This is a genomic window from Paraburkholderia hiiakae, from assembly GCF_904848665.1.
GTDB lineage: Bacteria > Pseudomonadota > Gammaproteobacteria > Burkholderiales > Burkholderiaceae > Paraburkholderia > Paraburkholderia hiiakae.
This window is the reverse complement of sequence record NZ_CAJHCQ010000033.1, coordinates 28,869-40,852: the sequence shown is the minus strand read 5'-3', so window position 1 is coordinate 40,852 and position 11,984 is coordinate 28,869. Positions and strand designations below refer to the sequence as shown.

Genomic DNA, 11,984 nt, shown 5'->3' with positions numbered 1-11,984 from the left:
TAAAGACATGCTGAAAGTGACAAAAGCGGTATTCCCGGTAGCGGGCCTAGGCACGCGCTTCCTTCCGGCCACGAAAGCAAGCCCGAAGGAAATGCTGCCCGTGGTCGACAAGCCGCTCATCCAGTACGCGGTCGAAGAAGCCGTGGCTGCGGGCATCACCGAAATGATCTTCGTGACCGGGCGCAGCAAGCGCGCGATCGAGGACCATTTCGACAAGTCGTATGAGATCGAGGCCGAACTCGAAGCGCGCGGCAAGGCCAAGCTGCTCGAACTGGTGCGCAACATCAAGCCGAACAACGTCGACTGCTTTTACGTGCGTCAGCCGGAGGCGCTCGGCCTTGGCCACGCCGTGCTGTGCGCCGAGAAGCTCGTGGGCGACAACCCGTTCGCCGTGATTCTCGCGGACGACTTGCTCTACGGCACGCCGCCCGTCATGCAGCAGATGGTCGAGGTGTTCGACCACTACCATAGCTCGGTCCTCGGCGTGGAAGAGATCCCGCCCTCGGAAACGCGCTCGTACGGCATTGTCGACGGCAAGGAGTGGGAAGACTCGATCGTCAAGCTCTCGGGCATCGTCGAGAAGCCGGCGCCCGAAGTCGCGCCGTCGAACCTCGGCGTGGTCGGCCGCTACGTGCTCAAGCCGCGCATTTTCGAGCATCTGAAGTCGATCAAGCCGGGCGCCGGCGGCGAACTGCAGCTTACCGACGCAATCCAGTCGCTGCTCGCCGACGAACAGGTGCTCGCGTACAAGTACCACGGCACGCGCTTCGACTGCGGCAGCAAGCTCGGCTATCTGAAGGCGACGGTGGAGTTCGCGCTGCGTCACCCGGAAGTGGGCGCGGATTTCGACGAGTATCTGCGCACGCGCAATCCTGTGCTCGAAGGCTAGGCGCCCCCGGCTAGGCGCCACGGGTTAGGCGCCCCCGGTTAGCCTCGATTCGCGTTACACAAACAAAAATGGCCCGCGTTCTCAATGCGGGCCATTTTTTATCGGCTTCGGCGTTTAGCGTCGGCGCATCAGGAACACAAACGTCTTGTCCTGCTGCGAGCTTTCCACGATCTCGTTGCCGGTTTGCTTCGCGAACGCGGCGAAATCGCGCTGGGAGCCTGGGTCGGTCGCGAGGACCTTGAGGATCTGGCCGCTTTCCATGTCGGCGAGCGCCTTCTTGGCGCGCAGGATCGGCAGCGGGCAGTTCAGCCCGCGTGCATCCACTTCCTTGTGAACCTGAATCTGCATCGGGGTTGGATCCTTCGGTGGCGCACCGTCGCGGCGTGAGACGGCGCTGGCAATAGCGTCGATTTTACCGCAGCCACGCCAGCCTCCGCTTGGCCTCTAATCGCGGCACACGGCTCACAGCGTGACCGCCGCCCCCGCATGTAGCGATTCGCGCAGCGCCTGGCCGATGCGCGTGGCCTCCAGCGCGTCTTCCAGCGTCGCGCCAAGGCTACCCGTCTCCGCTGCACCGGCCTTGCGCGCCGCGACCTCCGCGACGAACGCCTGTGCCTCGATCAGGAACGCCTCTTCGAAGCGGTCGAAGAACGTCGGCGTGCATTCGCTGCGTACTCCCGTCGCGTCGTAGACATCGACGCGATTCGCGCGCGGGATGCGCCCGATCGCAAGCGCGCCCGCCGTGCCGATCACCTCGCTCGACGTGTCGTTGCCGTGCGCCATCGTGCGCGAAGCGTAGAACATCGCGAGACGTCCGTCCTCGAACTCGCAGATCGCCACGCCGTTGTCCACGTCGCCCGTTTCGCGCAGGCCTTCGTGCAGCGCGATCGCGCCAGCAGCGTAGACACGCGTGGCGCGCGGCTTGCCGAGCAGCCAGCGCGCGACGTCGATGTCGTGGACCGTGCAGTCGAGGAAAATACCGCCCGAGGTGGGCGCGAAGCGCACGAAAAAGCCTTCGGGATCGTTGAGATCGCAGGTCTGCGAGCGCACGAGAAACGGCCTGCCGATCGCACCCGCCTGTACTTTTGCGTAGGCATCCTGATAACTCGGGTCGAAGCGGCGCATGAAGCCGATCGTCACCTGCCGGTCCGCATGACAACGTGACACGTTCACCACCCGCTCGCACTCGGCGACATCGAGCGAAAGTGGCTTCTCGCAGAACACATGCTTGCCCGCTTCGAGCGCCTGCACGATCTGCTCGGCGTGCAGTGCCGAAGGCGAGACGAGCCACACGGCATCGACCGATTGATCCGCCAACAGGTCTGCGTATTCGCCATACAGCCGCGCGTTGGGCAGCGCCTCGCGCGCCCATGCGAGATCCGCGTCGAGCGGACTGCACGCGGCCGCGAGCGTCGCGCCCGGCACGCGATACGCCAGGTTCTGCGCATGCCGCCGCCCCAACCTTCCAAGTCCCGCCACGCCCACGCGCAACGGCTGTGCACGATCGATTGCCTGCATTCCTCGCCTCCTCGCTTGATCCACGCCTAATCCACGCTTGATCCGTCTCAGTCGCCCAGCGTCACCACACGTCCCTCGCGCCACGACAGCGAAGCGGCTTCGGCCAGTTCCAGCGCCTTCAGCCCGTCGGCAACCGACGTGCGCACCGGCACGCCCTGCGTCACCGCTTCGTGAAAGTGCGCCATTTCGCGCGCGTAAGCAGCGCGATAGCGTTCGAGAAAAAACGCCTCGGGCACGTCCTGTGCCACGGCGGTCTTCGACCACGCCACCACTTCGGTCGGCTTCATGTTGCCGGCTTGCAGCATGCCCTCACTGCCGAGCACCTCGAAGCGCTGGTCGTAGCCGTAGGCCGCGCGCCGCGCCGTGTTGATCTGGCAAAGGCGCCCGCGCTTCGTGCGGATCGTCACCGCCGTCGAATCGATGTCGCCCGCATCGGCAATGGCCGGATCGGACAGGCAACTGCCCGTGGCGTGCACGCTCAGCGCCTCGTCGTCGAGAATCCAGCGGAAGATGTCGAAGTCGTGGATCAGCATGTCCTTGAAGATGCCACCCGAGTGCTTGATGTATTCCACCGGCGGCGCGCCCGGATCACGGCTCGTGACGATCAGCATTTCCGGCGTGCCGATCTCGCCTGCGTCGAGGCGAGTCTTGAGCGCGGCGAAGGTGGGATCGTAGCGGCGCTGGAAGCCGATCATGGCCACGACGCCCGCGCGCTTAACCGCTTCAGCGCAGGCGCGTGCGCGCTCGATGGTCAGATCGACGGGCTTTTCGCAGAAGATAGGCTTGCCTGCCGCTGCCGACTTCAGAATCAGTTCGGAGTGCGTATCGGTGCTCGAACAGATCACCGTGGCGCCGATCGAGGCGTCGCCGAACGCGGCGTCCACGTCGACGACCTGCGCGCCGTGCTGCGCGGCGAGCGCGGCGGCGGCTTCGCGATTCACGTCGATCACGTACTTCAGACGCACGCCCGGCTGGCGCGCGAGATTGCCCGCGTGAATGCGGCCAATGCGCCCCGCGCCGAATACCGCCACATCCAACGTTTTCGCGGCTCCGCTTGCTGCACTAGTCATCGTATCCTCCGGTGTCGGTCGATTCTTCAACGTTGAGTTCGAGCCGGTACGCAAGCGCAATGAAGAGCGCCTGGCACAGGCAGAAGGTGCTGGTGAGCGAGCGGAACGCGAACGCGCTCCCCTCCTTCACATAGAGTTGCGCGTTCGCGTGGCGCACGAGCGGCGAAAGTTGGCTGTCGGTGATGACGAGCGTTTTGGCGTGATGCTGTTGCGCCACGCGCAGGCAGTACTGCGTCTCTTTGCCATACGGTGCGAAGCTGATGGCGATCACCACATCGCCCTTCTTCACGCCGCGGATCTGCTCGTGATACATGCCGCCAAGCCCCGAGACGAGGTGCACGCGCTTGCGCGTGTGCTGCAAGGCATAAACGATGTAGCTCGCCACCGGAAACGAGCGGCGCACACCGATCACGTAGATGTTGTCCGCCTGCTCGAGCATCTTCACGGCCTCGTCGAACTGCGCGCCGTCGAGCCCTGCTTCGAGTTCGTCGAGCCCGCTGCGGCACGCGCCGATGAATTCGCGCGCCACGGCGCCGCCCGTGTCCGGGCTCGCCTCACCCTCCTTGGCGTCGATCAGCTGGCGAATGCGCTGCTGATAGCTCGTGGCCGACGCGCCTTGCCCCGCATACGCCTGACGGAACACCGCCTGCAGGTCGGAGAAACCCGAGAAGCCGAAGCGCTGCGCAAAGCGCACCACCGCCGAGGGATGCACGCCGCAGCTCGCGGCAATGTCGCTCGTGCGGTCCATCATCACGCTCGCGCGGTGCTGTTCGATGTAGGTCGCGATGCTTTTCAGCTGACGCGGCAGCGCCTCGTAATCGTGCGCGATGCGCTGCATCAATTCGTCTACGCCCGCTACGGCGTCGGTTGTGTCATCCGCCATGATTGTTTTCCTTGGCTATTTGCCGCACCGCCGCAAAGCCTTATCCGGCTTGCATTCCACGGCATGTCGACGGAGCCGATTATAGGCAGCGTGTCACATGAATGGAACAAATTTTCCATTTTTATTTTCGATGAAATTTTCGTTGCAACTCGTGAGGCGATGTCCTACTCTTGTCCATGAGCGCGGCAGTTGGTCCAGGTAACAAGCGGCATGTGAAAAGCGCGGCTGCGACGCTCACCCCAAGAACGAACGACAGACCGAGAAAGGTGGAGACAATGACTCAACGCAAGGGCAAGACCATGCTCCGAAGGTTGGCCGCAGTGCTCGCGCTGGCAGCGGGACTGACCGGTGCGAGCGTGCTCAGCGCTCAAACGGCGCAAGCCGCCGACGCGCATTTCGTGCTGATCAGCCACGCGCCCGATTCCGACTCGTGGTGGAACACGATCAAGAACGCCATCAAGCAGGCCGACGAAGACTGGAACGTCGAAACCGACTACCGCAATCCGCCCAACGGCGATATCGCCGACATGTCGCGCCTGATCGAACAGGCCGCCGCGCGCAACTATGACGGCGTGATCGTCACCATTGCCGACTACGACGTCCTCAAGAGTTCTATCGGCAAGGTCACGGAAAAGAAGATCCCGCTCGTGACGATCAACTCCGGCACCGAGGAACAGAGCGCCAAACTCGGCGCGATCATGCACGTGGGTCAGCCTGAATATGTGGCGGGTCACGCGGCCGGCGAAAAGGCGAAGGCCGCGGGCGTGAAGACGTTCCTGTGCGTGAACCACTTCGCGACCAACGCTGTGTCGTTCGAACGCTGCCGCGGCTTTGCCGATGCGCTCGGCGTGGACTACAAGACCTCGACGATCGACTCCGGCCAGGACCCGACCGAAATCCAGTCGAAGGTGAGCGCGTACCTGCGCAACCATCCGAACACGGGCGCGGTCCTCACGCTCGGCCCGGTGCCGGCCGCCGCCACGCTCAAGGCGATCGAACAGATGGGCCTCGCGGGCAAGATCTACTTCTGCACGTTCGACTTCTCGGATGACATTGCCAAGGCGATCCGCGCGGGCACCATCCAGTTCGCGATCGACCAGCAACCGTACCTGCAGGGCTATATCCCTGTGGCCGTGCTCGCGATCGTGAAGAAGGAGCACACCACGGACCCGCAGAAGATCCGCCAGATTCTCGAAGCGAATCCGAAGTTCAAGCAGCGCCTTGAAACCTATGGCCTGCAGCCCTCCTACGGCCCGAAGAATATCCGCTCGGGTCCGGGTTTCATCACCAAGGAGAATCTCGACAAGGTCGTGAAGTACGCAGGTCAGTACCGCTAAGCTTTCTTCGTCAGCCACGCGCGGCGGCGGCTAGCATCTTCCGATGCCCATCGCCTCTCGCCAGCTTCGCCGCGCGCCATTCACCGTGTTGCTTCTACTGCAAGGCAGTTGCTTGTGGGGAATGCGCTCGGGCATTTGAGCCAATGCAGGTGCGAACGCGCCTCACACGGCCAATCGCCGTGCATAGGACCAGAGTAAGACGCTAAAGCGCCAACTCGGGTCGATACAGGAGACATCATGGGTGTAGCCGGCAAACACTTCCCCTCGCACGCTCCGGAGAGCGCCGCGCAAGATGCGCCCACGCCGCAACCAGGCGCCAGCGACGAACGCGTGCGCCGCGAATCGTGGTTCGGCCATCTGCTCGGCCGCCCCGAATTCGCCGCGATTTCCGGCACCGTGCTGGTGTTCGCAGTCTTCGCGATCGGCGCGGGCGGCTCGGGCATGTTCGATCTCGACGGCGTGATGAACTGGTCCCAGGTCGCCGCTTACCTGGGTATCCTGAGCGTCGGCGCGTGCCTGCTCATGATCGCCGGCGAGTTCGACCTCTCCATCGGCTCGATGATCGGCTTCGCCGGCATGATGGTGGCGATCCCCACGATGTACTTCCACTGGCCCATCGCGCTTTCCATTCTGTTCGCGTTCGTGGGCTGTACCGCGCTCGGCGCACTGAACGGCTACCTCGTGATGCGCACGCGGCTGCCTTCGTTCATCGTCACGCTCGCGTTTCTGTTCATCCTGCGCGGCCTGACCCTCGCGCTCTCGATCATGTTCGCCGACCGCACGATCGTCTCGGGCGTGGGCGACGTGGCCAAAGCCGACTTCATCACCAACCTGCTCTTTCACGGCACGGCGTTCAAGGGCCTGTTCGTGGCACTCGCGCATATCGGCATCGGCAAGATGCTCGACAACGGCCAGCCGCTCGTGCCGGGCGTCCCCAAGGTCATTCTCTGGTGGTTCGCGCTCGTGGCCATCGGCGCGTTCGTGCTCGCCAAGACGCGCTATGGCAACTGGGTTCTCGCCGTGGGCGGCGACGCCAACGCCGCGAAGAACGTTGGCGTACCCGTGAAGCGCGTGAAGATCTCGCTCTTCATGCTCACCGCGTTCTGCTCGTGCCTCTTCGCCGTGCTGCAAGTGTGCGACATCGGTTCGGCCGCCGCCGACCGTGGGCTGCAAAAGGAGTTCGAAGCGATCATCGCCGCGGTGATCGGCGGCACGTTGCTCACGGGAGGTTATGGCTCGGTGATCGGTGCGGCATTCGGCGCGCTCATCTTCGGCGTCGTGCAGATCGGCATCACTTACACGAACATCGACTCGGACTGGTTCCGTGTGTTCCTCGGCGTGATGCTGCTCATTGCCGTGCTCTTCAATCACTATGTGCGCCGCCGCGTCGCGCAATCGTAAGCCGGAGGCTCAAATGTCCGATACCACCAACACCGCGAACGACGACACGATTCTCGCGCTCGAGGACGTCAGCAAGTACTTCGGCAAGGTCATTGCGCTCAACGGCGTCACGCTGCGCCTGAAGCGCGGCGAGGTGCACTGCCTGCTCGGCGACAACGGCGCCGGCAAGTCCACGCTCATCAAGACGCTCGCCGGCGTGCACCAGCCCACTTCCGGCCAGTATTTCGTGGACGGCAAGCCCGTGCACTTCGATTCGCCAAAAGACGCGCTCGACCTCGGCATCGCGACCGTCTATCAGGATCTCGCGCTCGTGCCGCTGCTCTCGGTCGCACGCAACTTCTTCATGGGCCGCGAGCCGCAGAAGAAGCTGTTCGGCTTCATCAACGTGATGGATCTCGATGCGAGCGCAACGATCGCCAAGGACCGTCTCGCCGGCATGGGCATCAACGTGCGCGACCCGCATCAGGCCATCGGCACGATGTCGGGCGGCGAGAAACAGTGTCTCGCCATCGCGCGTGCCATTCACTTCGGTGCGCGCGTGCTGATTCTCGACGAGCCGACCGCCGCACTCGGCGTGAAGCAGAGCTTCAACGTGCTCAAGTTGATTCACGCGGCGCGCGCCAAGGGTATTTCGGTGATCTTCATCACCCACAACGTGCACCACGCCTACCCTATCGGCGACTCGTTCACGCTGCTCAATCGCGGCCGCTCGCTCGGCACCTACACGAAGGACACGATCAGCAAGAACGAAGTGCTCGACATGATGGCGGGCGGCGCGGAGATGCAGACGATGATCGCCGAGCTCGACGGCGCGACCATCTGATCGCGCCCGCACGGCACAGCCCTCAACAGGAATACACATGGCCCTGACTCATTCAACCTCGACCCGTTCAACTCCAGGCCGCTTTGCCGCCGGGCGCAGCCGCGACATCGTCTGCCTTGGCCGCCTGGGTGTCGACCTCTACGCGCAACAGGTGGGCGCGCGGCTCGAAGACGTCTCCACGTTCGCGAAGTATCTGGGCGGCTCCTCCGCGAACATCGCCTTCGGCTGCGCGCGTCTTGGCCTGAAGTCGGCCATGCTCTCGCGCGTGGGCGACGACCACATGGGGCGCTTTCTCGTCGAAACGCTCACGAAGGAAGGTTGCGACACGAGCCACGTGCGCGTGGACCACGAACGCCTCACGGCGCTCGTGCTGTTGGGCCTGAAAGACCGCGACACGTTCCCGCTCATCTTCTATCGCGAGAACTGCGCCGACATGGCCGTCGATTCGGGCGACTTCGACGAAGCTTTCATCGCTTCATCGAAAGCACTGCTGATCACCGGCACTCACTTCTCGACCGAACAGGTGAACCGCACGAGTCTTACCGCACTCGACTACGCGCGCCGCAACAACGTGCGCACCGTGCTCGACATCGACTACCGGCCTGTGCTGTGGGGCCTCACGGGCAAGGCCGATGGCGAGACGCGCTTCGTCGCGAGCGAAGGCGTGAGCGAGCATTTGCAGCGCATCTTGCCGCATTTCGATCTCGTGATCGGCACCGAAGAGGAGTTTCGCATCGCGGGCGGCAAGGAGACGCTCGTCGATGCGCTCAAGCGTGTGCGCGAAGTGACGGGCGCGACGCTGCTCGTCAAGCGCGGACCGCTTGGCTGCCAGATCGTGGAAGGCGCCGTGCCCGCCTCGATGGATGATTTGCCGATGCAGCGCGGCGTGGAAGTCGAAGTGCTCAACGTGCTCGGCGCGGGCGACGCGTTCGCCTCCGGCTTCCTCTCGGGCTGGCTGCGCGACGCATCGCTCGAAGACTGCGCGCGCGCGGCCAATGCATGCGGTGCCCTCGTCGTCTCGCGACACGGTTGCGCACCCGCGATGCCTACACCGGTGGAACTCGATTACTTCCTGCGTGAAGCCGCCGTCGACCCCGTGCGCATGCGCCGCCCGGACCGCGACGCGACACTCGCGCGCCTGCATCGCGTAACCCCCGCGCGCAAGCGGCACGACGAAGTGCTCGGCTTCGCATTCGATCATCGCAACCAGTTCTTCGATCTTGCGCAGCAGACCGGCGTAAGCGAAGCACGCATTTCGTATCTGAAGAATCTCTTCGTCGAGGCTGTGGCGCAGACCGAACGCACGCTCGGCCTGCAGGGACGCATCGGTGTCCTGATCGATGATCGCTACGGTCAGGATGCGCTCAACGCCGCGACCGGCCGCGGCTGGTGGATCGGCCGCCCGGTCGAGCTGCCGGGGTCCGTTCCGCTCGTGTTCGACCACGGCCGCTCCATCGGCACGACGCTCGCTTCATGGCCCATCGACCACACGGTGAAGTGCCTCGTGCAGTTCCATCCCGACGAGCCGATCGAACAACGTCTCGAACAGGAAGCGCAGTTGCGCGCGCTTTACGACGCCACTCAGGCGAGCGGCCACGAACTGCTGCTCGAAGTGATTCCGCCGAAGCTGGGCGGCAAACCGAATGCGCCCGATACGGTCTATCGCGCGCTCAAGCGTCTCTACAACATCGGCCTCTATCCGGAGTGGTGGAAGCTCGAGCCGACGGGTGCCGCGCAATGGCGCGATATCGACGCGCTGATCGCCGAGCGCGACCCGTATTGCCGCGGTGTCGTGCTGCTCGGGCTCTCCGCGCCGATCGACCAGCTCGTGGAAGGCTTCCGCGCGGCGGCCGCCTCGAACACCTGCCGGGGCTTCACGGTGGGCCGCTCGATCTTCTACGAGCCGAGCCTCGCCTGGCTAGCCGGCGAGATCGGCGACGACGAAGTGATTGCCCGCGCACGCCACGCCTTCGAAACGCTGATCGGCGCGTGGCGCGCCGCGCGCGCCGAAGCGGTCGGCACGCACGCCAACCATGAGGAGAAGGCGGCATGAATCGACGCATCGCTCCAGGCGATTACGCCTCGCAGGAAAGCGCGCAGAACGCATCGCCCGGCGCACACGCGAGCACCGTACGGCTCACTGCCGCTCAGGCGCTCGTGCGCTATCTCGCCGCCCAGCGCGTGGCGAGCGAGGACGGCTCGGGCCGCACTGAGCCGCTGTTCGGTGGCGTGTTCGCGATCTTCGGTCACGGCAATGTGGCAGGCATCGGCGAGGCGCTCTATCAGCATCGGCACGAGTTGCCTACGCTGCGCGCGCACAACGAACAGGCCATGGCGCACAGTGCGATTGCTTATGCCAAAGCGCACTTCCGGCGCCGCATGATGGCGGTCACGACCTCGATCGGCCCGGGCGCGACGAATCTCGTCACCGCGGCTGCGCTCGCGCACGTGAATCGCCTGCCAGTGTTGCTGTTGCCCGGCGACATATTCGTTTCGCGCGAACCCGATCCGGTGCTGCAACAAATCGAGGACCTGCACGACGGCGGCATTTCCGCCAATGACGCGCTCAAGCCGGTATCGCGCTACTTCGACCGCATCGTGCATCCCGCGCAGTTGCTCACGGCGTTGCCGCGCGCGCTGCGCGTGCTCACCGACGCCGCGCTCTGCGGCCCGGTTACGCTCGCACTGCCGCAGGACGTGCAGGCCATGGCGTGGGACTATCCGGCGAGCTTCTTCACGCCGCGCCTCGTGACCTTCCACGCGCCCGCGCCCATTCAGACCGAGATCGACGCGGCGCTCACGCAACTGCATCGCGCGAAACGCCCGCTGATCGTGGCGGGCGGCGGCGTGCTCTATTCGCGCGCCTCGCAGGCCTTGCAGACGCTCGCTGCCTCGCGTGGCATTCCCGTGGCGGAAACGCAGGCGGGCAAAGGCTCGCTCGCGTGGGACGAACCGCTCAACGCCGGCGCGCTCGGCGTGACGGGCTCGCCCGCCGCCAACGAACTGGCGCGCGACGCCGACTGCGTGCTCGCCGTGGGCACGCGTTTGCAGGACTTCACGACCGGCTCGAACTCGCTCTTCGCCAATGCGCATGTGATCGGCGTGAACGCCAATGCCTTCGACGCGCTCAAGCACGACGGCCTCGCCGTGCAGGCGGACGCGCGCCAGGCGCTCGCCATGCTCAACGACGAGTTGCTGAACTGGCGCGCCGACGCGAACTGGACCGCTCACGCGCAGCGCCTTGCCAACGAGTGGCGTGCGAGCGTCGAGCAATTGACGCATGCGCCACAGGAACGCAACCGCCTGCCCTACGACGCCGATGTCATCGGCGCCGTGCAGCGCTCGTCGAGCCGTTCGTACACCGAAGATATCGTCGTCTGCGCGGCCGGCACGCTGCCCGCCGAGTTGCACAAACTGTGGCGCGCGGGCCAGCCTGGCGCCTATCACGTCGAATACGGCTACTCGTGCATGGGCTACGAGATCGCGGGCGGCCTCGGTGCGAAGCTCGCGCGGCCCGATCGCGAGGTCATCGTCATGGTGGGCGACGGCAGTTATTTGATGATGAACAGCGAAATCGCCACCTCGGTCATGCTAGGCGCGAAGCTCATCATCGTCGTGCTCGACAACCGCGGCTATGGCTGTATCAACCGGTTGCAGCAGGCCTGCGGCGGCGCGCCGTTCAACAACCTGTTCGACGACTGCGCGCAAGGGCCGCTCGGCGCGCCGCGCATCGACTTTGCCTCGCATGCGCGCTCGCTCGGTGCGCAGGCCGAACATGTGGCGAACGTCGCGGAACTCGAAGCGGCGCTGCAACGCGCGCGCGCTTCGTCGCGCACTTACGTGGTCAGCATCGACACCGACCCCACGCGCACGACCGAGGAAGGTGGCTGGTGGTGGGAAGTCGCGGTGCCCGAGGTGTCCACGCGCGCTGCTGTGCGCGAGGCGCGCGAGCGCTATGAAGAACATGTCGCCGAGCGCGGCGGTCGCGCGCAAGCGGCTGAAGACACGAGCGCCGGCGACGACGAATCCGGCGACGCATAACGCGTCTGACGACACAGACATC

General features: G+C 64.8%; 10 protein-coding genes. 6 read left to right on the top strand and 4 right to left on the bottom strand.

The window, feature by feature from the left end:
* Window positions 1-7: 7 nt before the first annotated feature.
* Window positions 8-889 carry a UTP--glucose-1-phosphate uridylyltransferase GalU gene (gene galU / locus JMY28_RS36615; protein WP_201700762.1) on the top strand — a complete coding sequence of 294 codons (882 nt, stop codon included), beginning with the start codon at window positions 8-10 and terminating at the stop codon, window positions 887-889.
* A gap of 114 nt (window positions 890-1,003) precedes the next feature.
* Here galU and JMY28_RS36610 read toward each other — a convergent pair whose 3' ends face one another.
* The 4 genes from JMY28_RS36610 to JMY28_RS36595 all read right to left on the bottom strand — a co-directional run bounded on the left by JMY28_RS36610 (window position 1,004) and on the right by JMY28_RS36595 (window position 4,360).
* Window positions 1,004-1,231, bottom strand: coding sequence for a sulfurtransferase TusA family protein (locus tag JMY28_RS36610; protein ID WP_028208042.1), 228 nt, complete (start codon window positions 1,229-1,231; stop codon window positions 1,004-1,006).
* Window positions 1,232-1,351: 120 nt separating this feature from the next.
* Complete coding sequence (locus JMY28_RS36605) at window positions 1,352-2,407, bottom strand: Gfo/Idh/MocA family oxidoreductase (RefSeq protein ID WP_201700761.1); 1,056 nt, start codon at window positions 2,405-2,407, stop codon at window positions 1,352-1,354.
* 47 nt (window positions 2,408-2,454) lie between these two features.
* A complete protein-coding gene (iolG, locus tag JMY28_RS36600) occupies window positions 2,455-3,477 on the bottom strand; it encodes an inositol 2-dehydrogenase (protein ID WP_201700760.1) in 1,023 nt (340 codons plus the stop codon).
* Window positions 3,470-4,360 (bottom strand): MurR/RpiR family transcriptional regulator, encoded by an 891-nt coding sequence (locus tag JMY28_RS36595; RefSeq protein ID WP_201700759.1) that lies wholly within the window; start codon window positions 4,358-4,360, stop codon window positions 3,470-3,472. The genes iolG and JMY28_RS36595 overlap by 8 nt, the downstream gene beginning before the upstream one ends.
* Window positions 4,361-4,635: 275 nt before the next feature.
* On the opposite strand from JMY28_RS36595, the gene JMY28_RS36590 reads away from it, so the two are divergent.
* From JMY28_RS36590 to iolD, 5 genes are all read left to right on the top strand, one after another.
* A complete protein-coding gene (locus JMY28_RS36590; protein ID WP_201700758.1) occupies window positions 4,636-5,697 on the top strand; it encodes a sugar ABC transporter substrate-binding protein in 1,062 nt (353 codons plus the stop codon).
* Between the two features lie 237 nt (window positions 5,698-5,934).
* Window positions 5,935-7,098, top strand: a complete 1,164-nt coding sequence (locus tag JMY28_RS36585) for an ABC transporter permease (RefSeq protein ID WP_201700757.1) — start codon at window positions 5,935-5,937, stop codon at window positions 7,096-7,098.
* A 13-nt stretch (window positions 7,099-7,111) separates the two neighbouring features.
* Window positions 7,112-7,921, top strand: a complete 810-nt coding sequence (locus tag JMY28_RS36580; RefSeq protein WP_201700756.1) for an ATP-binding cassette domain-containing protein — start codon at window positions 7,112-7,114, stop codon at window positions 7,919-7,921.
* Window positions 7,922-7,958: 37 nt separating this feature from the next.
* The gene (locus JMY28_RS36575) at window positions 7,959-9,974 is read left to right on the top strand and encodes a bifunctional 5-dehydro-2-deoxygluconokinase/5-dehydro-2-deoxyphosphogluconate aldolase (RefSeq protein ID WP_201700755.1); all 2,016 of its coding nucleotides are present in this window, start codon (window positions 7,959-7,961) and stop codon (window positions 9,972-9,974) included.
* Entirely contained in the window at window positions 9,971-11,962 is a 1,992-nt protein-coding gene (iolD, locus tag JMY28_RS36570; RefSeq protein ID WP_201700754.1) for a 3D-(3,5/4)-trihydroxycyclohexane-1,2-dione acylhydrolase (decyclizing), read from the top strand. Before JMY28_RS36575 ends, iolD begins: the two co-directional genes overlap by 4 nt.
* Window positions 11,963-11,984: the final 22 nt, after the last annotated feature.

Coding starts and splice junctions, on each gene's coding strand:
- JMY28_RS36585 (WP_201700757.1), top strand. CDS start 5,935: ATGGGTGTAGCCGGCAAACACTTCCCCTCGCACGCTCCGGAGAGCGCC.
- galU (WP_201700762.1), top strand. CDS start 8: ATGCTGAAAGTGACAAAAGCGGTATTCCCGGTAGCGGGCCTAGGCACG.
- JMY28_RS36580 (WP_201700756.1), top strand. CDS start 7,112: ATGTCCGATACCACCAACACCGCGAACGACGACACGATTCTCGCGCTC.
- JMY28_RS36575 (WP_201700755.1), top strand. CDS start 7,959: ATGGCCCTGACTCATTCAACCTCGACCCGTTCAACTCCAGGCCGCTTT.
- JMY28_RS36605 (WP_201700761.1), bottom strand. CDS start 2,407: ATGCAGGCAATCGATCGTGCACAGCCGTTGCGCGTGGGCGTGGCGGGA.
- iolG (WP_201700760.1), bottom strand. CDS start 3,477: ATGACTAGTGCAGCAAGCGGAGCCGCGAAAACGTTGGATGTGGCGGTA.
- JMY28_RS36595 (WP_201700759.1), bottom strand. CDS start 4,360: ATGGCGGATGACACAACCGACGCCGTAGCGGGCGTAGACGAATTGATG.
- JMY28_RS36590 (WP_201700758.1), top strand. CDS start 4,636: ATGACTCAACGCAAGGGCAAGACCATGCTCCGAAGGTTGGCCGCAGTG.
- iolD (WP_201700754.1), top strand. CDS start 9,971: ATGAATCGACGCATCGCTCCAGGCGATTACGCCTCGCAGGAAAGCGCG.